16 protein-coding genes are annotated in these 26,852 nt (G+C 73.7%); 5 read left to right on the top strand and 11 right to left on the bottom strand.

Features of this window, described 5'->3' with window-relative positions:
• Positions 1–28: 28 nt before the first annotated feature.
• Both ABD332_RS48295 and ABD332_RS48290 read left to right on the top strand, forming a co-directional pair.
• Positions 29–1,045, top strand: coding sequence for an FUSC family protein (locus ABD332_RS48295; protein WP_344511802.1), 1,017 nt, complete (start codon positions 29–31; stop codon positions 1,043–1,045).
• Between the two features lie 351 nt (positions 1,046–1,396).
• Entirely contained in the window at positions 1,397–1,804 is a 408-nt protein-coding gene (locus tag ABD332_RS48290) for a DNA-binding protein (protein WP_344511800.1), read from the top strand.
• Positions 1,805–1,971: 167 nt separating this feature from the next.
• Here ABD332_RS48290 and ABD332_RS48285 read toward each other — a convergent pair whose 3' ends face one another.
• The 5 genes from ABD332_RS48285 to ABD332_RS48265 all read right to left on the bottom strand — a co-directional run bounded on the left by ABD332_RS48285 (position 1,972) and on the right by ABD332_RS48265 (position 17,302).
• Positions 1,972–2,712 carry a hypothetical protein gene (locus ABD332_RS48285; protein WP_344511798.1) on the bottom strand — a complete coding sequence of 247 codons (741 nt, stop codon included), beginning with the start codon at positions 2,710–2,712 and terminating at the stop codon, positions 1,972–1,974.
• Between the two features lie 66 nt (positions 2,713–2,778).
• Positions 2,779–3,735 carry a cyclase family protein gene (locus ABD332_RS48280; RefSeq protein WP_344511796.1) on the bottom strand — a complete coding sequence of 319 codons (957 nt, stop codon included), beginning with the start codon at positions 3,733–3,735 and terminating at the stop codon, positions 2,779–2,781.
• Positions 3,736–3,933: 198 nt separating this feature from the next.
• Positions 3,934–9,201 (bottom strand): non-ribosomal peptide synthetase/MFS transporter, encoded by a 5,268-nt coding sequence (locus tag ABD332_RS48275; RefSeq protein ID WP_344511794.1) that lies wholly within the window; start codon positions 9,199–9,201, stop codon positions 3,934–3,936.
• On the bottom strand, positions 9,198–12,392 hold the full coding sequence (locus ABD332_RS48270) for a non-ribosomal peptide synthetase (RefSeq protein WP_344511792.1): 3,195 nt from the start codon (positions 12,390–12,392) through the stop codon (positions 9,198–9,200). Before ABD332_RS48270 ends, ABD332_RS48275 begins: the two co-directional genes overlap by 4 nt.
• 23 nt (positions 12,393–12,415) lie before the next feature.
• Positions 12,416–17,302 carry an amino acid adenylation domain-containing protein gene (locus tag ABD332_RS48265; RefSeq protein ID WP_344511790.1) on the bottom strand — a complete coding sequence of 1,629 codons (4,887 nt, stop codon included), beginning with the start codon at positions 17,300–17,302 and terminating at the stop codon, positions 12,416–12,418.
• Between the two features lie 348 nt (positions 17,303–17,650).
• Here ABD332_RS48265 and ABD332_RS48260 point away from each other — a divergent pair, with 348 nt between their 5' ends.
• On the top strand, positions 17,651–17,830 hold the full coding sequence (locus tag ABD332_RS48260) for a hypothetical protein (RefSeq protein WP_344511788.1): 180 nt from the start codon (positions 17,651–17,653) through the stop codon (positions 17,828–17,830).
• A gap of 41 nt (positions 17,831–17,871) precedes the next feature.
• On the opposite strand, the gene ABD332_RS48255 is transcribed toward ABD332_RS48260, so the two are convergent.
• Positions 17,872–18,204: a DUF2867 domain-containing protein gene (locus tag ABD332_RS48255; RefSeq protein WP_344511786.1), complete on the bottom strand. Its 333-nt coding sequence runs from the start codon at positions 18,202–18,204 to the stop codon at positions 17,872–17,874.
• Between the two features lie 145 nt (positions 18,205–18,349).
• Here ABD332_RS48255 and ABD332_RS48250 point away from each other — a divergent pair, with 145 nt between their 5' ends.
• Entirely contained in the window at positions 18,350–18,616 is a 267-nt protein-coding gene (locus ABD332_RS48250) for a hypothetical protein (protein WP_344511784.1), read from the top strand.
• 28 nt (positions 18,617–18,644) lie between these two features.
• On the opposite strand, the gene ABD332_RS48245 is transcribed toward ABD332_RS48250, so the two are convergent.
• The 3 genes from ABD332_RS48245 to ABD332_RS48235 all read right to left on the bottom strand — a co-directional run bounded on the left by ABD332_RS48245 (position 18,645) and on the right by ABD332_RS48235 (position 21,960).
• Positions 18,645–19,973: a hypothetical protein gene (locus tag ABD332_RS48245; RefSeq protein WP_344511782.1), complete on the bottom strand. Its 1,329-nt coding sequence runs from the start codon at positions 19,971–19,973 to the stop codon at positions 18,645–18,647.
• Positions 19,924–20,796, bottom strand: a complete 873-nt coding sequence (locus ABD332_RS48240) for a HEAT repeat domain-containing protein (protein ID WP_344511780.1) — start codon at positions 20,794–20,796, stop codon at positions 19,924–19,926. Before ABD332_RS48240 ends, ABD332_RS48245 begins: the two co-directional genes overlap by 50 nt.
• A gap of 93 nt (positions 20,797–20,889) precedes the next feature.
• Positions 20,890–21,960, bottom strand: a complete 1,071-nt coding sequence (locus ABD332_RS48235; RefSeq protein WP_344511778.1) for a hypothetical protein — start codon at positions 21,958–21,960, stop codon at positions 20,890–20,892.
• A 227-nt stretch (positions 21,961–22,187) separates the two neighbouring features.
• On the opposite strand from ABD332_RS48235, the gene ABD332_RS48230 reads away from it, so the two are divergent.
• Positions 22,188–23,012 (top strand): hypothetical protein, encoded by an 825-nt coding sequence (locus tag ABD332_RS48230; protein WP_344511776.1) that lies wholly within the window; start codon positions 22,188–22,190, stop codon positions 23,010–23,012.
• A gap of 100 nt (positions 23,013–23,112) precedes the next feature.
• Here ABD332_RS48230 and ABD332_RS48225 read toward each other — a convergent pair whose 3' ends face one another.
• On the bottom strand, positions 23,113–24,183 hold the full coding sequence (locus ABD332_RS48225) for a hypothetical protein (RefSeq protein WP_344511774.1): 1,071 nt from the start codon (positions 24,181–24,183) through the stop codon (positions 23,113–23,115).
• Positions 24,180–26,762 (bottom strand): hypothetical protein, encoded by a 2,583-nt coding sequence (locus ABD332_RS48220; RefSeq protein WP_344511772.1) that lies wholly within the window; start codon positions 26,760–26,762, stop codon positions 24,180–24,182. Before ABD332_RS48220 ends, ABD332_RS48225 begins: the two co-directional genes overlap by 4 nt.
• Positions 26,763–26,852 lie beyond the last annotated feature (90 nt).

Genomic DNA, 26,852 nt, shown 5'->3' with positions numbered 1-26,852 from the left:
GCAAATACGAACAAGACGGGTGAAGAGGATGGGTGAGCAGGCGCGGGCGATGCTCTCGGACCTGCTCCACATCCGCCCGATGCGAGGCACCCACCGGGTCGCGCTGCGGGCCGGCGTCAGCGTCCTGGTCCCCCTGCTCACCGTGCTGGCGCTGGGCCACCCGAGCTGGACGGCCTACGCCGCCTTCGGGGCGTTCACTTCACTGTACGGGCGCAACCACGTGCACCTGTCCCGCGCCGCGATGCAGGCGAGCGCCGCAGCGGCGCTGACGGTGTCGGTCGTCCTCGGCGTGCTTGTCGGCTCGCTGGAGTCGCCGGCGTGGGTCGCGGTGCCGGTCGCCGCGCTCGTCGCGGCGCTGGGCGCCGTGCTCGCCGCCGCGCAGGACTGGCACCCGCCGGGGCCGCTCTTCCTGGTCTTCGCGTTCGGTACGGTCGCCTCGGCCCCGCACCACGTGTCGGACGTCGCGGTCGCCGCCGCCGTGACCGGGGCCAGCAGCCTGTTCGCGCTGCTGGCCGGTAACGTGGGCAGCCTCGTCCGCCGGCAGCGGAGCCGGCCGGCCCGGCTGGCGCACGTGTGGACGTGGGAGCCGGTGCGCTACGCCCTCGCTGTGGTGCTGGCGGGCGGCCTGGCGACCGGGATCGGGATCGGCCACCCGTACTGGGCGACGGTGGCGGCGGTCGCTCCGCTCAGCGCCCCCGGCCGCACCGCCCAACTGGTCCGCGCCGCGCACCGGATCCTCGGCACGCTGCTCGGGCTGCTGCCCAGCGCGGCGCTGCTCGCGCTGCACCTCCCGCCGTACGCGACCGTGCTGGTCGTGGCGGCGCTGCAGATCGTCACGGAGCTGCTGGTCGGGCGGCACTACGGGCTGGCGCTGCTGTTCATCACCCCGATGGCGCTGCTGATGGGGCAACTGGCGGTGGCCCGCCCGGCCGGGCAGCTCCTCTTCGACCGGGCGGTCGAGACGGTGATCGGCGGCCTCATCGGCGGCGCGATCGTCCTGTGCCAACCGTGGCTGCGGCGTCACCGCACCCCAGGCACCACCTGACATCCATTGATGCGGTAGCGCGGCCCGGGCACTGCTGGACGTCGGTGCCCGGATCGCGCCGCGATGGCAGAACGCACGAGGCGCACAGGGCGGTGTGGGCGATGCGTTTTGACGAGTTTCGCAAGGCCAGTGACCTGCACGCAGCCCAGACTGAACGGATCCGGCAGGCGCTCGAGGGCAGCGGCCTCGGGGTCGTCGCGGCGTCCGAGGCGACCCGGCACCCGCTGCGGCGTCCGGCAGGTCGTCCTCCATCCGGCGCAGGGGTCGGTAGGCCAGGCCCAGCGCGCGGCGGTTTGAACAATCTATTGAAAACAGATTGTTGAGCTGGCATGATCCGAAGGCGTGACGGAGATGCTGACTTTCCCTGACCCCGAGGCACGGCGCGCGGAGCGGGTATACGCCGCGCTGGCCCACCTCACCGAGCGCCACGCCGCGTCGCCCGAGCTGCGCTCGCGGCATACCCACGCGGACGTCGCCGCCCCGCACGAGGTGGTCCGCGTCGCCGCGGCGATGGCCGCCGGGTCGATCCCGCCGGCCCCAGGCGAGCCCCCGCTGGACAAGTCCGACCTGGTCGCGGCGCTGACCCTGCTACCCGAGGTGCGGGCGGAAGTGGACGCCACCGAGCTCTACCTGCTCAGAACCGCCCGCGCCCGCGCGATGACCTGGCAGGACATCGCGCTGAGCCTCGGCCTGGGCACCCCGCAAGCGGCCCGGCAGCGCTACGAGCGGCTGGAGGCCCGTAGCGACCCGACGACATGATCGGGGATCTGCCCGAGCGGCTCGATGTCACTGAGCCGGCGCGCCCGTGGAGAGGAGCTGCCATCCCGACAGCCCGCACCCCGACCCGACCCGACCCGCGAACGTCAACCGGCATGTCCGACCCGGCCGACGTTCGCGGTCACAGCACCAGCCGGGACGGCTCGGCTTCAGACCGGGGTGGCGACCGGCAGACCGGCGACGCAGCGCACGTTGAGGCGGAGCTTGGCGGCCAGCAGGTCGATCTCCACGCGCGCCGTGTCACGGGCGCCGCCGTCCATGCTCACGACCTTCGCGCCTGGGGCGGGCCGAACGTCGAGGACGCGCACCTTCCCGTCGGCGCAGCCGGCGACCACGACCCCGCCGAGGGTCGACAGGCTGACGGCGACCAGCGCCGGCGTCGCCTCGGGGTTGGCGCTCGTCACCGGCGCCGTGGTGGCCGGCGCGCCGGCCGCCGGCGGGGCGGTGGTGACGGCGGGCCCCGGGTCGGTGTGTCCATCGCCGTCCGTGGCGTTTCCCGGGCGTCCGGCCGCGCCGCCCGACTCGATTCGGCCGTTGCCCGCCGACGGATCGCTTCCAGTACCCGGGGACGGGCTGGTGCCGGCCTCGACCGCAGGTTCCGTCCCGTCCGGCTGCGCGGTGCCGGCCGCACCCGGTTCGCGTCCTGCGGAGCTCGGCAGTTCGATCGGCCCGGCGTCGTGCGCCAGCAGGAACGACCCGAGGATCACCGCCGCAGCGGTCGACAGGGTGAGAGCGAGCCGCGTACGACGCCGGGTGTGGAACTCCTCGGCGACGTCGTCCGCCGGCGATCCGGTGAAGATGCCGATCGCCCGGACCGGGCGGTGCGGCACGCCGGACGGGAGCCGTTCGGTGACGTGGTCCTGCCCGTCGGGCACCTGTGATTCATCCACGAGCATAGTTTGTATCAGACGGCTCAACGCGGCACGGGCAGCGCGGGACGCCCTCGCGAACCGCGGTCAGAACGTGGCGATCGGGTTGACCGGGCTGCCGGACGTCCCGGCGAAGCGGACCGGTGCGACAGCGAGGTGAAAGTCCCATTGGCCGAGCTCGGCGGCCGTCGTCGCGCACGCCTCCAGGTCGCAGTTGTCGAGCAGCCACAGACCCATCGCGACGAGACCCACGGCATGAACCGGCATCAACACGTCGTCGTACCCCGACGGCTGAACGTCCTGAGGGGTGTCGGCGCCGATCAGGGCGACCTGTCGTTCGCGCAGCCACGGCAGGCAGGACGCGTGCCAGCCGGCCTGGGTGAAACCGCCGGCCGGACCGGCTTCGTGCCGGACGCGGCCTTGGCCGGTCCGCAGGAGCACCGCATCGCCGGATCGCACCCGCACACCCTGGCGACGCTCGGCCTCCTCGAGATCGTCGGGGAACACACCCTCCCCCGGCTCCAGCCACGGCACGTCGCGGACCCTCGCGATGTCCAGCAGGACGCCACGCGTGACGATCCCGTTCGCCGCCGCCGTGACGGCCCCCCACGCCGATCCCGTTGCGGCGTCGACCGACGAGTGCGGCCGCCCGTTGTACATCGTGCCGTCCCAGAAGATGTGACACGGCGAGTCGACGTGGGTGACGGTGTTGCCGTGGAACGTGATGCCGAGACGCTCGGACGAGAACCCCCAGCGCCGGTCGTTGCGGAATCCGGGCAGCGGCATGTGCTCGGCACCCGGCATGTCGGCGGCGCACAGGCACGTCGTTGTCGACCGCTCCATCTCGTCCGGGACGGCGACCTCCCACGCGCACGACACGCTCCTGCCGTGGCGCACGGCCCGCGCCGCCGCCAGCCGGACCTCGTCGGTGATGTGGTTCAGCGTCCCGAGCTCGTCGTCGTCGCCCCATCGCCCCCAGTTCGACAGCGCGCTGAAGTACCCCAGCACCTCGTCCTGCGTGGGCATCGGTCGCCCTGCCGTCATCCCAGCATCGACTCCTCCGGTCACGCGGTTCGAGGCACCGCGGGTAGACCCCGACCGTACTCCCGGCACGGCCGAGCGCACCTGGACGGCCGGCCAGGCCGGACCCCGCGGCATTTTCGCTGGTGCTGCCGCGAGGTCGGCCTGGTCTCCCGATCACGTGCTGCCGTTGGACGACCGCGTCGAGAACGGTGCGTCGGATTACACGCGCACCTGTTCGTCGGCCTGGGCCTGGACCTCGTCCAGCGAGTCGGGGATCTCGGCGCCCGCTGCGGCGTCCGGCAGGTCGTCCTCCATCCGGTGCAGGGGTCGGTAGGCCAGGCCCAGCGCGCCCCAGATCACCAGCAGCACGCCGCAGGCCAGCAGGATCAGTCCCGTGCCGCGGGCGTCCCCGACGCCCACGACCCGCCCGACGGTGTCCGCGAGCGCGCCCCCGGGCCGCAGCAGCGGCGCGACCGCCTCCGTGAACGGCGGCGCGGTCAGGAACGCGACCGGTGTCATCGCCACGGCGAGCATCTGGTTCGTGGCGAGGACCCGGCCCTGCAGTTCGAGGCCGACCTTGACCTGGATGATCGCGAGCCAGTGGGCGTTGAGGATGGTGAGCGAGGCGTACCAGATGAGGCTGCCCGCCGCCGCGAGCGCCGTCGATGGCCGTAGCCCGACGAGCGCGGCGCCGAGGCCGACCCCGATGACGAAGCCGACCATGCCGGTGGCACGGCGTTCGGCGCCGCCCCACAGCACCATGGCCAGTGCGCCGAGGGCGGCCCCGATGCCGCTGAACGCGGTGACGACGCTGACGGCCGTCGTGCCGCCGAAGGCGTACACGGTCGGCACGGTCACGGCGAGGGCGAGCATCGCGAGGTAGTTCTCGACCACGAAGAACACGATCATGACCATGAGCGGGCGGCGCCGGATGAGGAACCGCCAGCCGCCGACGATCGCGCGGACGAAGGTCTCCTCCTGACGGCGGAAGAGCCGGTCGGGCAGGCGCACCAGCAGCAGCGTGCCGACGCCGACGAGCAGCGACACCACGTCGACCGCGACCACCCACGGCATGCCCAGCGCCGTGATCAGCGCGCCGCCGGCCAGTGGGGCGATGAGCATGCCGATGCCCGGGCCGAGGTTGGCGAGGGCGTTGGCCTGCCCCAGGTACGGCTTCGGCACCAGCTGCGCGACCGCGGCCAGGTAGGCGGGCCGGTGGAAGGCGGTCACCGCTGACAGCAGCCCGGCCAGCAGCCCGACGCTCCAGATCTCCAGGCGGCCCAGCGCCAGCAGGGTGACCACGGCGGACATGACCGCCGCGCCCGCCCCGTTGCAGGCCAGCATGATGCGCCGCCGGTCGATCCGGTCCGCCACGGCACCGCCCACCGGCAGCAGCAGGATCGAGGGCAGCAGGGCCAGCATGGTGACGAGGGCGTAGTCGGCGACGCGGCCGTTCTGCTGGTACGCCCAGACGCCCAGGGCGAACGAGCTCAGCGCGGCACCGATCAGCGAGGCGGTCTGGCCGGCCGTCATGACGTAGAACTCGCGCAGGTCGCGCCGGGCCCGGCCGCCGGTGACCGCGGTGCTGACCACCTCCGGCGCCCGGCCCGCGCCCCACTCCCGCAGCGTGCCGGCGATCTCGTCGGCCGCGGCCGCCGCCTGGTGCTTGAGGAAGTAGTGCCCGGCCCGGGGCAGGACGGCGAGGGCGACGCGGTCCGCGAAGGCGCCCCATTCGGCATAGCGTTCCTGGTACAGCTCCGTCGAGCGGTCCCGCGCCCCGATGAGGCACAGCACGGGCGCCCGCAGCCGCCGCCGGTCGGGCCGGGTCAGCTCGCGGGTGAACCACGTCTGGGACTCGTCCACGTCGTGCCGCAGGCTGCGCAGGATCACGTCGGCGTCGAGGCCCTCGTCGTCGTCGAGGCCGCCGAGTGTACGCAGGAAGTCGCGGTACGCCCGGTCGGAGGTGAACCAGGTGGCGTGGAAGCGCCGGTGCAGCCAGGACGACACCCGCCCCGGCAGCCGGGCCGCCGGGAAGCTGCCGCCGACGACCAGTCCGGCGACCTCGCGGCCGTCGGACTCCAGTCGGAGGGCGAGCTCGGTGGCGGCCGCCGAGCCGACGCAGTGGCCGTAGACCAGCACCGGGCCGGTCGGCAGGTCCGCGACCACGCGGTCGATCAGCTCGGCCATCGGCAGCGGCGGCTCGTCGGGCCGGGCGGGGTCGTGCCCGGGCAGTTCGATCGCCAGGACGGCCGCGCCCGGCAGGCGCTGGGCGAGTTCGGTGGCGAGCGGCCCGTAGGCCGCGGCCGAGCCGCCGCCGTAGGGCACGCAGACGACGGTCAGGGTCGCGTCGGCCGGGCCCGCGAGGCGGTGCAGCAGCCCGGTCGAGCCGGTGTCGCCGTCGAGGTAGGCGGCCAGCTCGCGCACGGTCGGGCGGGTGAACAGGTCGATGACCCGCAGCTGCGGGTCGATGGCCCGCACGGCGCGCACGGCCTTGAACGAGTCGCCGCCGAGGGCGAAGAAGTCGTCGTCGAGCCCGATCTCAGCGCCGTCGAGGACCTCGGCCCAGGCCGCGGCGACCCGCAGCTGCGTCGGGGACTCCGGCGCGACCCGGGTGGCGGCGCCCGGCGGCTGCGGTGCGGGCAGCGCGGTCCGGTCCACCTTGCCGTTGGCGGTCAGCGGGAGCCGGTCGAGGATCACGAACGCCGACGGCACCATGTAGTCCGGGAGCCGGTCGCGCAGCGCGGCCCGCACCTGCCCGGGATCGGCGGTTGCGGGCGTGATCCAGGCGGCCAGCCGGCGCGTGTGTGCTTCGCCGACGGGCAGTACCACGGCCTCGCCGACGCCGGGGACCCCGCGCACCGCGGAGGCGACCTCGTTGAGCTCGACCCGGAAACCGCGGATCTTCACCTGGTCGTCGACCCGGCCCAGGATCTGCACGAGGCCGTGGGCGTCGACGCGGACGCGGTCGCCGGAGCGGTACCACCCCTGCTGGAAGCGGTCGTCGACGAGGTTCAGGTAGCCGCGGGCCACGCTCGGGCCGCCGATGCGCAGCTCACCGGGCACCCCGTCCGGCACCTGGCGGCCCGCCCGGTCGGTCACCCGGCATTCGACGTTCGCGAACGGGCGTCCGATGGGGACGATGCCGGTGCGGCGCTCGGCCGGGACCTCGCGCACGTCGCAGCCGAAGACGGAGACGGTCGTCTCGGTCGGGCCGTAGTGGACCTGGACCTCGAGGTCCGGCCGGACCCGTTCGATGCGGTCGACCAGCTCCCACGGGCAGGGCTCGCCGGCCAGGACGAGCAGCTCGCGGGGCAGCAGCGCGGCGAGGTCGCCGTGCGCGGCCAGCAGCTCCAGGTGGCTCGGGACCAGCTTCATCGCGTCGACCGGGTGCTCGGCCAGGTAGGCCGCGAACGCCTCCGGGTCCGTGGCGGTCTCGCGGTCCACGAGGTGCGCCACGCCGCCGGTGGCGAGCGCCCCGAACAGGTTCGTCATGCCGAGGTCGGCGGCGTGGGTGGACACCAGGGCGTAGGACCTCCGGTGTCCGATGCGGTCCGCCACCGCGTGCAGGTAGTGCGCGATGTTGCGGTGCTCGACCATGACGCCCTTGGGCCGCCCGGTCGAGCCGGACGTGAAGATGAGGTACGCGAGGTGGTCCATCGGCACCACCACGGCCTCGGCCGGATCGCCGGTGACGTCCGCGACGACGATCGCCTCACGGCCCGGGACACGGCACGGTGCACGGTCCGCGAACGCCGTCTCGGTGAGCACGAACCGGGCCTGGGCGGTGTCGAGGATCTCCGCCACGCGGCCGTCCGGGTAGCCGGGGTCGACGGGCAGGTAGACGGCGCCGGCCTTCAGCGTTCCCAGCATCGCGACGGGCAGGGCCGTCCCGCGCTCGGTGAGCACCGCGACCGGCTCCTCGGGCCGTACGCCGGCCGCCAGCAACCGGGCCGCCACCGCCCCGGCGCGCCGGTCCAGCTCCGCGTAGGTCAGCCGGCCGTCCGCCGCGACCACCGCGGTGGCCTCCGGCGTCGACCCGGCGTGGCGGGCGATGAGCTCGTGCAGCGGCCGGTCCAGCGGGTAGGACACCCGCGGGCCGTCCGGCCCGGGCCGCACGCCGGGCTCCAGCGCCAGCGCTCCGACGGGGCGGTCGGGCTCGGTGACCAACCCCGTCAGCAGCGCCAGGAACCAGTCCACCAACCGCCGGACGGTCTCCTCGTCGAACAGGTCGGTGCGGAACACCAGCATGCCGCGGTAGCCGTCGTCCACCCGCGACAGCGTGAGGTTGAGGTCGTACTTGGCGGTGTGGGTCGGCAGCAGGACGCCCTGCGCGTCCAGGTGCGGCAGGCGCGGCGGCGCGGCCGGCTGCTCCAGCACGTTGAGCAGCACCTGGAAGATCGGCGTGTGGCCGAGGGTGCGCTCGGGCTGCAGCCGCTCCACGATCCGCTCGAACGGGGTCTCGGACTGCGCGAGCGCGTCGATCGCCACCTCGCGGACCCGGGCCAGCAGCTCGCGTCCGGTCGGGTCGCCGGAGCAGTCGGTCCGCATGACCAACGTACCGATGAAGCAGCCGATCATCTTCTCGATGTCGGGGTGGTGCCGGCCCGCGACCGGGACCCCGATCGGGATGTCGTCGGTGCCGCACACCCGGGCCAGCAGCGCCTGGAGCGCGGTGAGCAGCACCATGAACGGGGTGGCCCCGCAGGAGGCGGCGAGGTCGGCGAGCGGGCCGGCCAGCGCCGCGGGCACGTGCACCGGCACCTCCCCGGCCCCGTGGCCGGCCACCGCGGGGCGGGGCCGGTCGGTCGGCAGGTCCAGCACCGGCGCCAGGCCCTGCAGCCGCTCGACCCACCGGTCCAGGGCCGCGGCAGACGGCTCGCGGCCGGCCTGCCAGCGGGCGTAGTCGGCGTACTGCAGCCCGGGCGCGTCCGGCGCCGGGCGGCCGTCGAGGCGGGCGGCGTACAGGTCGGCGAGCTCGCGCAGGGCGAGGTCGACGGACCACTCGTCGAAGGCGATGTGGTGCACGACGAGCAGCAGCACGTGCTCGTCCGGCCCGTCGCGGCGGATCAGCGCCCGCAGCGGCGGCTCCTCCTCGAGCCGGAACGCCCGCTGCCGGACGTCGTCGATCTCCCCATCGGTCTCGACGAGCACGTCGTCCGCGCTGCCCAGCACCGCGCTCGGCTCGCCGTCGCGGTCCACGTACCGGGTGCGCAGCACGTGGTGGCGCTCGGCGAGGTCCCGGATCGCGGCGGTCAGCGCGGCCACGTCGAGCGGGCCGGTCAGCCGCACGGTGGCTGTCACGTGGTAGGAGCCGCTGTCGGGCTCCAGCTGGTGCAGGAACCACAGCCGGGCCTGGGCCGGTGACAGCGGCGCCGGCGAGTCCCGGTCGGGGGACGCGGGAATGGTGCTGGCGGCGCGGGCGGCGTTGCGGCGTGCCCCGGCCAGCCGCTGCTGCAGCAGCGAGCGCTGGGCGTCGGTGACTGTCACGCCTGCGCCGCCTCGTCCAGCAGCAGTGCCTCCAGCGCGGCGGCGAAGTTCGCCAGCACCGGCTGCTCGAACTGCAGCCGGACCGGCACCGGGAAGTCCAGCGCGTCGCGGAGCCGGCCCACGACCAGCGTCGCCGACAGGGAGTGCCCGCCGAGCGCGAAGAAGTTGTCGTACACCGACAGCTCATCGCGCTTCAGCACGGCGCTCCACATCTCGGCGACCAGCTGCTCCGCCTCGGTGCGCGGCGCGACCCGCTGCTGCACCTCGTCCCGCGGCTCGGGCAGCGCGGTGCGGTCGACCTTCCCTGACGCGTTGACCGGCAGCGCGTCCAGCGTCATCCAGCGGCGCGGGACCATGTAGTCGGGCAGTGTCGCCCGCAGCAGGGCCTCCAGGGCCTGTGTGTCCGGCGTCGACCCCGGGCGCGGTACGACGTAGCCGACGAGGTGCGCGTCGCCGGTCGGGTCGGCGACGGTCACCACCGCCTCGGCCACGTCCGGCGCCGAGCGCAGCTGCGACTCGATCTCGCCGAGCTCGATGCGGTGCCCGCGCACCTTCACCTGGTGGTCGCGGCGGCCGAGGAAGTCCAGGAGTCCGTCGGTGCGCCAGCGGACCAGGTCGCCGGTGCGGTAGCAGCGTTCGCCGGGGCGGACCGGGTCGGCGACGAACGCGGCCTCGGTCAGGTCGGGCCGGCCGTGGTAGCCGCGGGCCACACCGGCGCCGCCGATCCACAGTTCGCCGATGGTCCCGGGCAGCGCGAGGCGGCCGGCAGCTGGGGAGTTGGGGTCCATCACGTACACCCACTCCCCCGCCATCGGGGTGCCGATCGGCACGGTGTCGCCGACGGGGGCGGTGAGGCGGTACATCGTGGACGCCACGGCGGTCTCGGTCGGGCCGTAGCCGTTCCAGCACTCGCCGAGCCGGGCCGTGAGCTCGCGGCCGAGCGCGGGGTCGAGGGCCTCGCCGATGGCGATCCCCCGCACCTCCGGCGACTGCCAGCCGGCCGCGACGAGCATCCGGAACGTGGTCGGGGTCGCGGTCATCACGGTCACCTTGGACTCGGCGATGCGCTGCGCCACCAGGTGCCCGTCGACGGCCACGCCGCGCTCCAGCAGCACCAGCCGGGCGCCGTTGCCGAGGCCGCACCACAGCTCGATCCCGGCCACGTCGAAGGAGAGCGCGGTCAGGCCGAGCATCACGTCGTCGGGTGTCACCGGCACCAGCTCGCAGTTGGCCGCGACGAACGCGGCGACGGCGCCGTGGCTGAGCTCCACCCCCTTGGGCCGGCCGGTCGAGCCTGAGGTGTAGAGGATGTACGCGAGGTCGTCGGGGCCGGTCGCCGGGAGTTCGCCGGGCTCGGCGGCCAGCGCGTCGGCCAGGTCGACGAGGACGGCGCCGGTGCCCTCGACGAGCGGGCGGGCCACGTCGAGCGTCTCCGCGGCCGCGAGGACGACCTTGGCGCCGGAGTCGCTGAGCTGGTAGCGCAGCCGCTCGGCCGGGTGGTCGGGCTCCAGCGGCACGTACGCCGATCCGGCCTGCCAGACGCCGACCAGCGCGGCGGGCAGGTGCCGGTCGCGGGGCAGGCAGATCCCGACGGGCGCGCCCGGCCCGGCCCCGTGCTCGCGCAGCGCGGTCGCGATCCGGGCCGCGGCCCCGGCCAGGTCACCGTAGGTCAGGGTGCCGCCGGTGGCGTCGACGGCGACGGCCGCGGGGCGGGCGTCGGCCTGGGCGAGGACCGCGTCGAGCACCGTGGCGGGCGCGTCGGCGGGCAGGCCGGGGCCGGTGCCGAGGGCCACCAGGTCGGCCCGTTCGGCGTCGCTGAGCAGGTCGAGCTGTGAGAGCGGGCGGTCGGGCTCGGCCAGCATCCCGTCGAGCAGGGCGAGCAGCCAGCGCGCCCAGCGCTCGGCCGTCGCCCGGTCGAACAGGTCGCGGCGGTAGTGCAGCTCGCCCTCGTAGCCGCCGCCCTCGGCCTCCAGCGACAGGCTCACGTCGAACTTGTTGAAGTCGAGCGGGGCCTCGAGCCGCTCGGCGCGCACGCCCGGCAGCACCGGGTCGCGCTGGACGGTCTCCAGCAGGTACAGCATCGACTGGAAGATCGGTGTCGTGGCGGTGGAACGCTCGGGTGCCACGGCCTCCACGACCCGTTCGAAGGGCGCGGTGGCATGCGCGAACGCCTCGATGGTGGTTTCCCGGACGCGGTCGAGCAGCTGCCGGCCGGTCGGGTCGCCGGACAGGTCGGTGCGCATCACGAGCGTGTTGATGAAGCAGCCGACGACGCCCTCCGTCGCGCGGTGGTGGCGCCCGGACTCGGGCACGCCGACCGCGACGTCCTCGCTGCCGCAGAGCCGGCCCAGCAGCGCCTGCCAGGCCGCGAGCACCACCATGAACGGCGTCGCGTTGCATTCCCGGGCGGTCTCGCGCACCCGCTCGGCCAGCGCCGGGGACAGACTGAACGGCAGGTAGCCGCCGCTCCAGTCGGCCACTGCCGGGTAGGGCCGGTCGACGGGGAACGCGAGCGCCGGGGCGAGCCCGGCCAGCCGCTCGGCCCACCAGCCGACGTGGTCGTCCGCGGTCCGCGTGGCCTGCCACTCGGTGATGTCGGCGTACTGCAGCCGCGGCGGGGCGGGCGGTGTTCCCTGGCCGAGCCGGGCGGCGTACAGCGCGCCGATCTCATCGAGGATCAGGTCCTGCGACCACGCGTCGGTGGCGATGTGGTGCACGGTCAGGGCCAGCACGTGGTGCTCGGCGCCGACCCGGAAGAGCACGGCCCGCATCGGCGGCTCGCGGTCGAGCTCGAACGGCCGGCTCACCTCGGCCCGCAGCGCCGCGTCCAGCGCCGGCTCGTCGATGTCCGCCAGGGACAGTTGCAGCCGGTCGGCCGGGCCGGCGACGGCGTGCCCGGGCGGCGCGATGACGCTGCGCAGGACCTCGTGCCGGGCGGCGACCTCGCGCAGCGCGGCCAGCAACGCGTCGGCGTCGAGCGGGCCGGTCAGCCGCAGCACCGTGGGCACGTTGTAGATCGACGTGTTGGTCTCGAACTGCGCGTTGAACCACAGCCGGGCCTGCGACGGTGACAGCGGCTGCGGCGCGGCCGGGTCGGACCGGCGCGGGATCTCCGCGTCGGCCCGGGCGGCGGCGCGGGCAGCCGCGACCCGCCGCTCCATGACGGCCCGTAAGGTGTCCTGGTCAGACATAGACATATTTGACTTCCTATTTTCTAGTTGCCGGTGGCCGGTGCGGCCACGATGTCGTCCAAAACAAGCCGCTCGAGCTGCCCCGCGAAGTTCGCGAGGACCGGATGGTCGAACAGCAGCCGCACGGGAATCGCGCAGCCGAGCGTCTCGCGCAGCCGGCCGACGGCCCGGGTCGCGGCCAGCGAGTGCCCGCCGAGACCGAAGAAACTGTCGTCGGCGCCGATGCGATCAGTGGGGAGGATCTGGGCCCACACGTCGGCGACCAGCTGCTCCATCATCGACTCGGCCGGCCGGTGCGGCCGGTCCTCGCCGGGCTCGGGCAGGGCGCCCAGGTCGACCTTGCCGCTGGGCGTCATCGGCAGCGCGTCGAGCACCACCCAGCGGTGCGGCACGAGGTAGGCGGGCAGGCTCGCGCGCAGGTGGGCGGCCATCTGCCCGGCGGTGACCGGGCCCGCGACGTAGCCGACGAGGTGCGCCTCCGCACCCTGGCCCCGCGCCGTGACGACTGCGTGCTCGACGTCGGGGTGGGCGCGCAGCACGGCCTCGATCTCGCCGAGCTCGACACGGTACCCGCGGATCTTCAGCTGATGGTCGCGCCGGCCGCAGAACACGACCTCACCGTCCGGCCGGCGGTAGACCAGGTCCCCGGTGCGGTAGCACCGCCCGCCGGGCACGACGGGGTCGGGCACGAACGCGGCCGCGGTCAGGTCCGGCCGGTTGTGGTAGCCGATGGCCGGCCCGGCGCCGCCGATCCAGAGCTCACCCACGACGCCCGCCGGGACGAGCCGGTCCAGCGCATCCATGACGTACAGCCGCTCGCCGAGCATCGCGTGCCCGATCGGCACGGCGTCGCCGACCTCGAGGACGCGGTACGCGGTCGACAGCACGGTCGCCTCGGTCGGGCCGTACGTGTTCCACAGCTCCCGCACCACCGGCAGCAGCTCCCGGGCCAGGGCCGGGTCGAGTGTCTCGCCGGCGGCCCACACGCGCAGGTCCGCCCCGCCGGTCCAGCCCGCCGCGAGCAGGGTGCGCAGGATCGTCGGCGGCACGTTCATCACGTTGACGCGGTGCTCGGCCATCTGGCGGCCGAGGCGGTACCCGTCCACCGCGCTGTCGCGGTCGACGACCACGCAGCAGGCGCCGACGCCGAGCGCGGACCAGATCTCCGCGCACGAGACGTCGAAGCTGAGCGTGGCCACGGCGAGCATCCGGTCCCCGGGCCCGAAGCCGGGCTCGAAGCGCAGCGCCTCGGTGAGCGCGGCGACGCTGGACTGCGCGACGGCCACGCCCTTCGGCTTGCCGGTCGAGCCCGAGGTGTAGAGCAGATAAGCCCGATCGCCGGACCCGACGACCGGGAAGTCGGCCGCGGGCACAGCCGGCGCCCGGTCCAGTTCCAGGTCCAGGTCCAGCGCGCCTGAACCGGCCGCGGCGGCGGTCGTGGACCGGCAGAGCACGGTCTTCGCGCCGCCGTCCGCGGCGAGCCAGCCCAGACGCTCGGCCGGCAGCTCCGCCTCCAGCGGCAGGTAGGCCGCCCCGGCCCGCCACACCCCGAGCAGCGTCGCCGGCATCCGGTGGTCGCGCGGCAGGCACACGCCGACGACGTCACCGGGTCCGATGCCCTGTCCCAGCAGGAGCGCCGCGATCGCGGCCGAGTCGTCCCACAGCTGCCGGAACGTCATCTCGTCGTCGGCGCCGACGACGGCCACCTCGCCGGGGCGCTCCCGCACCTGCCGCTCGATCGCCTCGACCGCCGTGGCCGGTGCACCGGCCGGGACCGGCGGGCCGGCGGCCAGGTCGAGCAGCTGCGCCTCCTCGGCCGCGGTGACCAGCGGCAGGCGGTTCAGCGGGCGATCCGGGTCCGCGGTGACCTCGGCGAGCATGCGCAGGAGCCGGTCCGCGAACGCTTCCACCCACTCGCGATCCGTGAGGCCGGTGTCGTACTCCACCTGAAGCTCGACGCCGTCGGCCGTCTCGTTCACGAAGACGGTCAACGGGTTCTGCGCCCCGCCGCACCCCAGCTCGCCGAGCAGCTCCAGCCGTACCCCGCCCCGCTCGACCCGGACCGGCATCCCGGCCGGCTGCGCGGCGAGCACCACGGGGGTGAGCATCGCCCCGCGCGACTGGGTGCCGACGGCCGCGAACAGGTCCTCCGTGGACGGCCGGGGCCGGTCCAGCGCGCGGGCCGTCGTCGCCGACGCGGCCGCGACCGTGTCCCGGACGGTGGCCGCGGACTCGAGCCGCAGCCGGACCGGCAGCACGTCGACGAGCGGGCCGATGACCCGGTCGAGCTCCGGTCCGGCGCGCCGGGCCGCGACCACGCCGACCAGCACGTCCCGGCGGGCGGTGAACCCGGCCAGCAGCAGCCCGAGCGCCGTCAGCCAGTCCGCGAAGACCGCGGTGCCGCTCGACGGCGGCACCGGGCGGGTGATCCGCTCGCCGCGGAAGCTTCCGGTGCCCGAGAACAGTTCGCTCGGCGGCGACGCGCCGGCCAGCTCGTCCCGCCATGCGTCCGTCGCGCCGTCGGGCGTGACGGCGAGGTCGCCGACCTGCACCGGCAGCGGCTCGACGGTCCCGGGCGCGGCCAGCTCCGTCGCGAGCTCGGTGAGGAACGTGCCGGTGGACCAGCCGTCGAAGGCCACGTGGTCGGCGACGACCACCAGTTCCGACACCCCGGCGGCGAGCCGGATGAGCTCGACCCGCAGCAGCGGCGCGGTGCCGGTCAGGTCGAAGGCGTGCCGGGCGGCGGCCTCCGCGATCGCGTCCGCCCGTCCGGCGCGGTCGGTCGCGGGCCGGTCGCGCAGGTCGTGCTCGGCCGTGGGCCGGTCGCGCAGGTCGTGCTCGGTCGCGGGCCGGTCGCGCAGGTCGTGCTCGGCCGTGGGCCGGTCGCGCAGGTCGTGCTCGGCCGTGGGCCGGTCGCGCAGGTCGTGCTCGGCCGTGGGCCGGTCGCGCAGGTCGTGTTCGATGACGGGGACGTCCGTCCGCCCGCCCACGACCGCGATCGGCTCGCCGTCGCGCTCGACGATCCGGCTGCGCAGCACCTCGTGGCGCGACACCAGCGCGGCCAGCGCCGAGCGCAGGGCGGGCGCCTCGACCGGCCCGGTGAGCCGGACCCGGAACGCCACTGTGGTCACGGCCGGCACCGAGCCGACCTGCCGCAGCGTCCACAGGCCGCGCTGCGTCGCGGTGAGCGGGTACTCCGTCCGCCCCTCATGCCGGACCGGGGCCGCCGCGGGCCTCCGGCCGCCGTTGACCAGGGCCGCGAGGGCGGCGACGGTGGGCTCGGCGAGGAAGTCGGCCAGGGCGACCGTGGTGCCGAACTCGCGGCCGGCGAGCGCGCAGACGCGGGCGGCAGCCAGGGAGTGCCCGCCGAGGTCGGTGAAGCGGTCGTCGACCCCGATCTCGTCGATGCCCAGCACGTCGCCGACGATCGCGGCGAGCCGCTCCTCCGCGGGAGTGCGGGGCGCGACGAACACGGTCTCGGTCCCGCGCCGGGCCGCGAGCGCGGGCAGTGCGGCCCGGTCGATCTTGCCGTTCGGGCTCAGCGGCAGCCGCTCGGTGATCGCCAGCCGGGTCGGCACCAGGTGCTCCGGCACCCGTCGGCGCAGCCACGCGCGCAGGCTCTGCTCGTCGAGGCCGGTCGCCTCCACGTGCCCGACCAGGTAGGACACGCCGTCCTCGTCGGCGGCGGCGACGACACCGGCGCGGCGCACCGCCGGATGCTGCACGAGCACCGCCTCGACCTCGCCGGGCTCGACCCGGTACCCGCGGATCTTCACCTGGTCGTCGGCGCGGCCGGCGAACCGCAGCACGGTGCCGTCGGTGCGGACCAGGTCGCCGGAGCGGTACCAGCCGTCGCCGAACCCGCCGCTGTCCCGGTTCAGGTAGCCGCGGGCGACGACCGGGCCGCCGATCCACAGCTCGCCCAGCTCACCGTCGGCGACCGGCTGCCCGTCGGCGTCGCGCACGGACATGACGGCGCCCGCGATCGGCTGCCCGATCGGCGGCTCGCCGGCGTCGTCGCGGCCGACCTCGGCGATCGCGCACGTCGTGGTGCACTCGGTCGGGCCGTAAAGGTTGAGCACCCGCCGCACGCCGGGGTTGGCGTAGATCCGGTCGACCAGCGCCCGTGTCAGCGGCTCCCCGCCGGCGAACACGGCCCGCACACCGGCCGGCAGCGGCGACCGCAGCAGCGCGGCGAGCGCGGACGGCACGCCGTAGACGGTCGTGACCTCGTCGCGGGCCGGCAGCGCGGGCAGCGCGAGGACGTTGTCGGCGAGGATGACCGTGCCGCCCGTGACCAGGGGCAGGAACAGCTGGGTGATCGACGGGTCGAAGCAGATCGACGCGGTGGCGAGCAGGCCGCGCAGCTCCTCGTCGGTGTACGCCTCGGCCTCGTACCGCAGCAGGTTCATCGTGTTGCGGTGCTCGACAACGACGCCCTTGGGCTTTCCCGTGGAGCCCGAGGTGTAGATGACGTACGCCGCGTCGGTACCGTCACCGGGCCGGCCGAGCGGCGTCGCATCGGCGTCCGCGGCGATCTCGTCGACCGGCACCGCGACCGCGTCCAGGCCGGCCCACGCCGAGCCACGGGTGGTCGCGACGAGCCGCATCTTCGTGTCACCGGCGATGTACGCCAGCCGCTCGGCCGGATACGCCGGGTCCATCGGCACGTAGGCGGCACCGGTCTTCAGCACACCCAGCAACGCCGGGAGCAGGTGCTCGTCCCGGCCCAGGCACACGCCCACGAGTTCACCGGGACCGGCGCCGGCCCGAGCCAGCTCCCGGGCGATCCGGTTCGCGCGGGCGTCGAGCTCCGCGTAACACATCCGGACGGTGCCGGCGATCACGGCAACCCGGTCCGGTGTGCGCCTTACCTGCTCTTCGACCTGTTCGTGGACACGCTGATACACGCCCAGCCCTCCCAATTTTCAGACGGCCGTGCGTTAGCCGTTTGCCTGCCGGAAATAATGCCGCACCAATCAAGGGGCATTCTGGGCTGCATCCACTGAAGTCAAATGGCCTGTGATCACCGGAAACACCGTCTCACCTCGCAGAACGGGCACCGATCGGCGTGCGGCGAGGGAAAACCCTACCGAGCACCCTAGTGATGATTTGGCTGTAATCGCCCCACCTGCGAGTCTGTTCACATGGCACGAATTGGGGTTGTAGCGCCAAGGGATCTCCCACGGACCGGGTACTGACGCATGCCCGCCGGCCGAGCAGCTCGAATTCAACCGGAATCAACGGGGATCAAGGACGTGCGACTGCGGATGGGTTCTTCAGGTGATCTGGCGGCGCGCCGCCGCCACCCAAACGCCACGGTCGCCACGCCGAACAGCACGATCGGCGGCAGCAGCGACACCGACAGCCCGAACGCCACCACCGACGCGGCCAGCGTCAGCCCGCTCAGCGACCGCGACCGTTCGATCAGGCGGTGAGCACCCACGCCCAGGCTCCGGCCCGGAAGGACGAGGTGGCGTCAGGCATCACCGGCCCTCCATCCGCGCCCGATCATGCGCAGCAGGGCGGGATAGACCACGAGGTACCGGAAAGGTTTGATGCCCGCCATGTAGACGGCGCCGAACCTCCCGTTGGGCTTGACCAGGACGGCCATCTGGCCACGGTGCCCGCCGGCGGGGTCCGAGACCCAGCCCAGATGCATCACCGTGTGGACGGTGCGGTTGGCCAGCTCGGCGGCCCACTCGTCGTGGGTCTGGTAGATCGCGGTGAACGGGACCGCGCGGGTCGAGCCCGCGCGGCCCGGCGCGGAGGTCGTCGGGCAGCCGGTCGCGCAGGCTCGGCACCCGGCCACCGAAGCCCGATCCGGGCTCGTCCCAGCCGAAGAGCGCCCCGAGCCTCCAGCGCAGGGCGAACAGCGCGCGGGATCGCTCCGGGGATCGGCGTGCCGGGCCAGGCTCCGCCGGCTGTTCACGATCGTCAGCACGTCCGGCGAGTCGGTGCGAAGCCCGCTGCTCGACCTCGCGATCCGTGACTGGGCCCGGCGCGACGAGGCCGTGGCCGAGCGGCTGCGACGCGTCGACAACCGGCGGATGGACTATCTGCGCTCGCTGTTCGCCACCTTCTGCCCGGACCCGGACGACGTCGAGGTCCGGTGCATGCTCACGTTCTCAGTGCGGATCGGCGCGTACGTCGTCGGCGCCGACCACCCCGGCCGCAGCCGCACCGACGTCATGAAACTCACCGGCGAGTGGCTGCTGCGGTAGCCCGCGAACGGCAATCTCACGCTGCCTGTCATCCGGACAGCGCTACCGCCGCTTCCCGCAACTCCCGCTGGAGCCGCTCGTCGTCCCACGAGTCGCTGGTCATGCCGCGCTCGTCGCGTTCGGCCAGTTCGGCGAGCCGTGGGCCGGCGCTCCTCGCGCCTATCTCCACGAGCAGGGCCACCGCCTCCGATCCACCGGACCGGTCGGCGGCGACTTCGAGCAGCGGTTCGACCAGCTCTGCCGGGTCGGCGCCGTGCCGCCACAGCGCCCGCGCGACAGGGACGCAGGCCCACCAGTCATCCAATGCCTCACGCAGCAGAGGCCGCAACCCTTCAGCGGCCGGTGCGAGCTCGGCGGCAAGTTCTGCGGCCCTTGCCACCGCCGGATCGCTGTAGCTCGATCTGACCGGCGCAGCACAGGCGATCTCGCCGAGGGCGGCCCAACGCGCGAGAACGGCTCGCAGGTGGTCGCCGCGCAGCGCCGCCTGCACGACCGGCAGCACCTCGGCCGCGTCACCGGTGGCGTGCCAGAGCAGCCGTGCAGCGGCGAGCCGCGCCGTGGCCTCCGGAACGTTCGCCGGCTCACGGCCGATCGCGACCCGTAGCCGCGCGGCCAGCGGCGCGGCCGCCGTCCCAGTGTCAGCAGCGTACCGCAGCTCGTCATGGACGTGGCTGAGCGGCTGACGATCGAGGAGATCCGCCGTGGCAGCCAGCAGTACTTCTGGATCGCCGGTGAGCTGCCAGATCGCGTGTCCCGCCCGGGTGCCGCCGACCCGGCGCAGCGCCGGGAGTGCCTGGTGGGCGGCCGGCCCGATCGCGGCCAACACCGTGCTGGCCACCGCGTCGGCGACGGGCAGCACGGCGATCAGCTCCGGGATGGCCGGCGCCGCGTCCGGACCCCAGGCCGCCAGAGCCGCCACGGCGTCCATGAGCGGCCCCCGCGCCCCCGCGGCATGCAGCGTGGTGATCCACCGGCGGATCCCGTTCAGGGCGACCGAGTCGAACTCCGGCACGTAGTCCTTGAGGAGCCGGTCCGCCCGCGTCCAGCAGCCGGCCTCCCAGGCGGCGATCGCGAGGTCCCGCCACCGCCGGTCCCGGAGCCGGACCAGTGTGGCCAGGGCAGCGGTCGGCGGTTCCGGGTAAGCAGCCAGGCCTTCCGATCCCGCCAATTCGAAGGGAACGGGCAACGGCTCGACATCATCGGCACCGGTACGGGCCGGCTCCAGGCCTGCGGCGGCGATCCGGGCCAGCACGTCGGCGACCTGGGACGCGGCAGCGCCGGCCTCCGCGGCCGCGTGCAGTGCGGCCTCAACGACCGCGGCGTCCGGGTCCGTCAGCAGCGCGCGCAGCCGCGGCATCAACGCCGCCGGCGCAGACCGGCTCACCCGGAACCGAGTGAGCAAGGCACGTCCCAGGAGCACTCGCCCACGCTGTTCGGTGCGCAGCAAGGCGGCGGCAAGCGCGTCGGCGGACTCCACGTCGAACCGTTCCATGGCCTCGTGCAAGGCCCCCCCTCACGGACCAAGGAGTGTGCCAGCTCCCGGCGGCGAAGGAACCCGCCACGGCGGCCACGGTCGCCGGTGGCAGCGGAAGACCGGCTTTCGCATACGCCAACGCGACCGCCGCCGGCTCCAGGCCGGCCTCCGCGGCCGCCGCCCACAGCAACTCACCCGAGGCCCCACCGTTGTGGGCGATGGCCAGCAGCAACTCCGCCCGGACTTCGGGATCGGTCTCCGTGTCCCAGCGACGCCGCAGCGCGCCGACGGTGTGGCCGCCACATCGTCCGAGCACGTAGGCTGCGGCCGCGCGGACCGACGGGTCCGGATCGTCGGCCTGCGGCAGAAGGGCCACACTGCCCGCGACGACCGCCTGCCGGACCGCGGGCGCATCCGGTCCGTCGCACTGCTCCGGATCGGTGAGGGCGCCGAGCATCTGCAGGAGCTGGTCCCGCTCGTGCACACCGTCGGCGGTGGCGAGCTCGATCAGGAACGGCACCACCTGCACGGTCACCGGATAGACGGTCTCCTGGTTCCAGAACGACGAGGCGAACCCGAAGTGGCCCTGCCGGGCGGCTTCCGGATCGGGTGAGGCCATGGCCCGGAGGATGTCCGGCGCCTCAGTACACGGACCGTATGCCCCTCGGTACATCGACCAGTCGACCTCATCGAGCCCCTCCAGCATCGCGCCACTCTACGTTCAGCTGGTAGTGCGTAGCTCGCATGGCACCCACCCGCCCCGTGAACCGTTGCGCTGCGCCCGCCGCTGCGGACGGACTCAGTTGGCCGCCGTGGGACCCGCACCGCCGGCAGGCGGCGTGAGCGGGTTGCCGGGCACGGCGTCGGCCTGCCGGAGCTTCGCGTAGACCAGGTCGAAGGTGTACCCGGCCGCGATGCCCATGGGCACGACGAACCACAGCAGCCGGCGGGCCGACTCAACGGTCAGCGCGTTCTGGTTGGTCAGCACCTGCGATGCCACGTACAGCGTGGTGGCGAGGATCCCGGCGCCGATCCCTCGGGCGGCCGACCACAGCAGGCCGGGATGCGCGTCCCTGGTGTCGCGCACCAGCGCACCGCCCGCAGCCGCGAGGATCGGCCCGCCGAGCAGGCACGCCATGGACGCGCCGACGCTATTCGTCGTGTAGGCCAGCAGGATCGCAGCCGCTGCCAACAGCAGGGCGGTCACCCCGGCGAGGCTGCTCAGCGTCCGCCTGATTCCGTCGCGTCGCTGCAGCTGTAGTTCCGCGGCCTGGGCCGCCTGCCTGCGGGTGCGTTGCCCCAGCAGGCTCGCGACGAGCCGGCTTGCGGAGGCATCGGCCCATGGTCGCCCCATGAGGTGCAGGTCCTCGGCGGTCGCGTCATTCACGTGTTTGCACAGGTGCTGCCAGACGACCGAAGCGCCGGCGCCGAAGCCCGCGACGGCGACGACCGGGATGCGCACGGCGACGCCGATGACGCCCGCGATGCGGGTCGAACGTCCACCACCGATGACGAGGATGCCATCGGCTTCGAACACCGACCGGTAGTATGAGGTCTCCCAGTCGTCTGCCGGATCCGGTTCGACCTGGATCCGGTCGGCCGCCTCCGGTGACACGGCGAACCGCACCGTGGAGTCGTGCGGTGCCCGGACGAAGACCCGACCGTCGCCGGCCACCGCCAGGTAGCCCTCGACCACGTCCCGCTCCACATACTCGGGGTCGCTGGAGAACACCACCAGGTCACATCCCGCCGACGCCAGTTCACGGCCGATCGCCCGGCTCGCGTCGACGAGCAGCGGCCCGTCCTTCAGGGGTGGTGCGTAGGTCCGCTCCAAGTCGCCGCTACCCAGCACGACGATGGCTGGCCGCATGTAGATCCTCCGGTGGCAGATGTCTCGGGTACGAATGCTGCAGCGCCATAACGTGCGCGACTCGTCGCCGCCGAATGTACCGACATCCCCATCGACGGTCCTCGGCCTCCAGGTCAGACCTTGCCGGACGGGCGACAATCCGATGTACGGCGCCCGCATGCACGAGCTGTAAGGTGATTGCCGCCCGGCTTGACGGGTGTTGGCGGCGCAGAGCCGAAGGGGCGCGGATGTACAACCTGCTGGTCGGCTTTCCTGACGAGGAAGCGTATGCAGAGCGGGTCGTAGAGTATACGGATGAAGCGATCCGGTCCTACATTGAACCGGGTGGCCGTCTGGACACCTCACGGCTGTTGAACCTGCCGACCCTCGTGCTGCCGGAGACCGGAAACGATCAGCCCCAGATCGCCCGGGTCGGGCGCCTGGAATCCATGAAGGTGTCCGGGAAGGTCTACCACTTTCGGTTTGTGCCGAGCCCGACGATGCCGGCCATTCCGTCTGCCCGTATCGGGGCACTGGCCGCACGTCTCGGAATCAGCGATTGGGAGTTTCGCCGCACTCACTGGGCCGTCAAGGACGTCGACCTGTACCACGTCCTGCACGAGGTCGCATCAACTGCACCGACGGTGTTCCGGCTCCCGCTGGACTGTCCACAGGAACGTGACCTGGTCGCCGTAATGATGCCGTTCGACCGGCGGTTCGATCCGGTTCACGAGGCCCTGCGCCGAGCGGCCGCGGACGCCGGCCTGCGCTGCCAGCGCGCCGACGACATCTGGCGACATGCGCACATCATGGACGACGTCGTCAGCCTCATCTGGCGCGCGCAGTTCGTGATCTCCGACTTCACCGACAAGAGCCCGAACGTCTTCTACGAGACCGGGATTGCCCACAGCTACGGCCGTACGGTCATTCCGATCACACAATCCCCCGACGACGTCCCATTCGATCTCCGCAGCATTCGATCTGTGCGCTATCTGTCCAACGGCGAAGGGCTCGAACTGCTGAGAGCGCAGGTTGCGAACCGACTGCGCGAGCTCGTCGTAGCGCACACCTGACGCGGCACCACGTCCGGCCCGACCGCGTCGCCCACGGCCCCGATCCGGGTGTCGGTTCGCCCGAATCGGCGACGGCCCGGCACGGTAACGCGGCGGGGGCTCACTGCGGCGCCAGCGCGTCGTCGCCGAACAGGCTGGACTTGTGGCCGCACACCTGGCAGATCCCGTTGGGCCAGTCCCGCTGCCCGTCGCCGCGCAGCCCGTGCCGGCGCAGCCCAGCGGTGAAGAAGAACATCTCCGGCAGCCGGGTGTGGCAGTACGGGCAGCCAAGCCGGACCGCCTCGCGGTTCAGGATCCGTCCCATCTCCTCGTGGCTGATCTCGATGAGTTCGCCGGGCGGCAGGAACAGCAGCTCCTCGACGTCGGTGAACGCCACGATCTTCAGCGCGCCGTCGGGCGGCAGCGGCCTGGGCGACGCCGACCGCCCGGTCAGGTTGCCCAGGTCCACGGGCGGCCGTTCGTGTCCCGCGGTGCCGGCGAGCACCTCCCGCAGCGCGGAGCCCAGGGCCGCGGCGAAGGCGGGCAGCAGCGAGCCGCCGCCGTCGGGGTGCCGGTACGTGATGCCCCGGAACGCCTTGCGCAGGTGCCCCACCTGCTTGTCGATCGCGGTCAGGCGCGGGGTGACGAAGTTGCCGTGCCGGTCGACGGCGTCGCCCATCGTGCCGCCGAGCGCGATCAGGTCGTCCAAGGTCGGCTGGTATCTGGCCTCGCACGCCACGACGGTGTCGGGCAGCCGCTGCAGGCGGTTGAGGTAGCAGATCTCGCGCAGCAGCCCCCGGCCCGTCATCGGGCTCGCGATCGGGCTGTCCATGAACCGTTCCCAGAAGTCGTTGAGCATCTCGGTCATCGGCGGCCCGAACGGGAAGTCCGGGAAGTCGACGTCCTTCGGCGAGATGTTCAGCACGATCGCGTCGGCGGCGCCGATCCGGACGAGGATCTCCCGCCGCCACGTCTCGCGGGTCGCCGGGATCAGCTCCACGGCGCCGTCGACCGTGGCGTCGGGCCCGAACGCGTCGCGCCAGACCGCCTCGATGGCGGCGCGGTCGCGCAGGTCGCCGACGATCTCGACCACCGCCGTGTCCTGCACCGCGAGCGCGAGGCTGGTGAGCACGGCAAAGTTGAGCGGGTCCGGCTTGAAGGTCCGCAGGAACAGCACCCTTGCCCGCGTCATGCCGCATCGTCCGTGTGCACCCAGGTCAGACCCGACGTGCGGGGCGCGCCGCTGTTCCAGGCCTGGACGTTGCGCATGCCGAACGGTGAGCTGAGGCCCTCGCGGTGGACCTCCAGCACGTCCACCTGGCTGATGAGGAACGGCGGGTGGTCCCGCGTCGCCCGGATGTCCGCGAGCAGCCCGTGGAGCTCCGCCAGCGCCTCGGGGTCGCGTTCGGCGACGATCGGCTCGGCGAGCAGCAGCTGCCGCTCCGCCTCGTCCAGGTCCGCGGCGTTGCGCCGGCGCCGGAACCGCCGGATCAGGGCGGTGGCGGCCGACCTGCGATGCAGGGCGGCCATGTCCCGCATCAGGTCGCCCTCGCCGCTGGTCATGTCGGCAGAGGCGATGAGGGCGGCGATGGCGTTGTCGAGGTCGGCCCTGGCCAGCGTCAGCTGCCACCGCCGGATGAGGAACTCCCCCCGGGTGCCGGCCAGCATCGCCGAGCGCCGCTCGGTGGACAGGCCGATCGCGTGCTCCAGCGCCGCGATCGCGCCGTCGACGAGATCCAGGTTGCGCAGCTGCGCGCCGGCCCCGACCATCTCCGAGCTCATGAGCACCACGCACTGCTCGTAGATCGGCAGCAGCTCGGCGCGGACCTGCTGGAACTTCGCCAGGCGTTCGACGTCGACGCCGCGTGCCGCGCCGGCGGTCAGGCCGTTCAGGCAGCCGACGAGCCCGGCGAGGCTGTCCACCCAGGCCGGTGCGGTGCCGACGCCCCGGTTGACGTGCTGGAGGACCTGCTCAAGGGCGTGCTCGTCGCGCCGGCGGTCCAGCTGCAGCGTCAGCGCCGCGAGCAGCAGCGGGCCGAGCGTCTCCGCCGCCTCCTGGCCGGGGTCGCCGGCCAGGGCCGACCCGGCGACCTCGATCGCCCGGTCGAGGTCGCCGGGCGGCCCGCCGACCTGGAACCGGCCCAGCAGCGCCACGGCGAGGTTGTTGCGGTGCCGCGTGCCGTCCGGGTCGCCGGGCGCGAACAGGTCAGCCGCGCGTCCGGCGACCTGTGCCGCCTCGTCGAACAGCGCGCGGGCCGACCCGGTCGCACCGGACTCCCGGTCGTGCTCGGCTCGCAGGGTCAGCGCGCCGAACAGGTTCGACAGGTGCCACGGCAGGTCCGTCTCGGGGTCGTGGGGCAGGCGGACCGACCGGCGGCCGTAGGTCACGGCGGCGTCGGCGTCGCCGGGTTCGCGGGTGCGCCGGTACCGCACCTGGAACAGGTAGCAGAGATTCGACAGGTCCTCGCCGCCGATCCGGGCGCCCGGGCGTTCGGCCGCGGCCTGGGCGGCCTCGATCGCCGCGTCGAGGTCGTCACCGGCGAGAGTCTCGCCGAAGCGGTCCCAGAGCAGGCGGGACCGCCGCAGCTCCAACTCGGTGCGCAGGTCGCCGTCCAGGCACCGGATCAGCTGCCCGCTCAACTCGATCAGCTCGTCGCGGTCCCCGGCGGTCGGCCGGATCTTGCGCCGCTGCGACAGCAGGTCCCACAGCGTGCCGGCAAGTTCGAGCGCCAGCTCCGGATCGGCGGCGTCGGCGTGCGCGTACCGGTAGTACTCGATCGCCTTGTCCTGGTCGCCCGGTTCCCGGGTCAGCTCGAAGCGGGTCAGGTAGGCGTTGGCGTGCGCGGCCAGCAGCACCGGGCTCTCGTCGTCGCGGGAGTTGCGCACCGCCCGTTCACCGAGCCGGATCGCCGCGTCCAGCCACGCCGGGTCCTCGGTCCGCTCGAACTGCTCGAGCCGGGCGTTGCGCAGCAGCACGACCAGCTCGCGGGTGAACCAGTCCAGCGTCTCGGTGCCTTCGGCCGCGGGGGTGCACAGGGCCTCCACGGCCGCCAAGTCGGCCGCGGAGCTCGTCCGGCGGAACCGTTCGAGCAGCAGCGAGGCCCGCGCGACCTGTGCCTCGGCCAGCTCGCGGCCGTCCGCGCCGGTGATCGCGTCCTCGTTTGCCGCGAGCGCCCGGTCGAGGTCGGCCGGGTCGCCGGTGAGGTCGAAGCGCTGCCAGTGGGCGCCGGCCAGCGTATTGCCGCACCGGCGGCGGATCCGGGGCGGGAGCTCGGGGTCCCGCATCTCGGCCAGCAGCGTCTCGACGGCCGCGTCAAGCTTGTCCAGGTCGTCCTGGAAGACCGCCCGGCTGATGGCCCGCATGGCGGCCCGCGCGCCGGACTCGACGGTCACCGCCAGGACCGCGGCGTGGGCGAGCGCGCGCAGGCCGCGCGGCACCTGCTCGGACGCCGCCGCGCGCACGGTCAGCAGCGGCCACGCGAGGTCCGGCGGCCCGGCCGGCGCGCCGTCGCCTGCCTGAACGTCGTCCCAGCAGGTCAGGAACATCGCGACGGCGGCCCGCAGCGTCGCCACGTCGTCACCGCCGCCGGCCTCGAGGGCCTCGGCCGCCTCGGCGAGGGCGGCCGCGGCAGCCGATGTACCTGGATCGAGCAGGGGACCTGTGGCATTGGTATCGACGAATGCCGCGACCGCATTCGCCAGCGTCGCGACGAGCGGGGTGAATTCGGCGTCCAGCGTGCCTCCTCCGGGACCAGATGCGCGGCCGGTCACCGCCGAACCTACCTGTACCGTGCACCGGTGACTCTCCGCCGGTCCGCCGTGCGGGCGACGGTCGTCCGGACGATGTGCCGGTCAGGCGGA

The organism is Dactylosporangium maewongense (genome assembly GCF_039531485.1).
Classification (GTDB): domain Bacteria; phylum Actinomycetota; class Actinomycetes; order Mycobacteriales; family Micromonosporaceae; genus Dactylosporangium; species Dactylosporangium maewongense.
The sequence above is the reverse complement of the archived record's forward strand: the minus strand, read 5'-3'. Positions and strand labels throughout refer to the sequence as shown.

Coding starts and splice junctions, on each gene's coding strand:
- ABD332_RS48295 (WP_344511802.1), top strand. CDS start 29: ATGGGTGAGCAGGCGCGGGCGATGCTCTCGGACCTGCTCCACATCCGC.
- ABD332_RS48280 (WP_344511796.1), bottom strand. CDS start 3,735: ATGACGGCAGGGCGACCGATGCCCACGCAGGACGAGGTGCTGGGGTAC.
- ABD332_RS48245 (WP_344511782.1), bottom strand. CDS start 19,973: ATGCCGCGGCTGCGCGCGCTGCTGACGGACCCGGACGCCGCGGTCGTT.
- ABD332_RS48240 (WP_344511780.1), bottom strand. CDS start 20,796: ATGCTGGAGGGGCTCGATGAGGTCGACTGGTCGATGTACCGAGGGGCA.
- ABD332_RS48270 (WP_344511792.1), bottom strand. CDS start 12,392: ATGTCTGACCAGGACACCTTACGGGCCGTCATGGAGCGGCGGGTCGCG.
- ABD332_RS48225 (WP_344511774.1), bottom strand. CDS start 24,183: ATGACGCGGGCAAGGGTGCTGTTCCTGCGGACCTTCAAGCCGGACCCG.
- ABD332_RS48235 (WP_344511778.1), bottom strand. CDS start 21,960: ATGCGGCCAGCCATCGTCGTGCTGGGTAGCGGCGACTTGGAGCGGACC.
- ABD332_RS48290 (WP_344511800.1), top strand. CDS start 1,397: ATGCTGACTTTCCCTGACCCCGAGGCACGGCGCGCGGAGCGGGTATAC.
- ABD332_RS48230 (WP_344511776.1), top strand. CDS start 22,188: ATGTACAACCTGCTGGTCGGCTTTCCTGACGAGGAAGCGTATGCAGAG.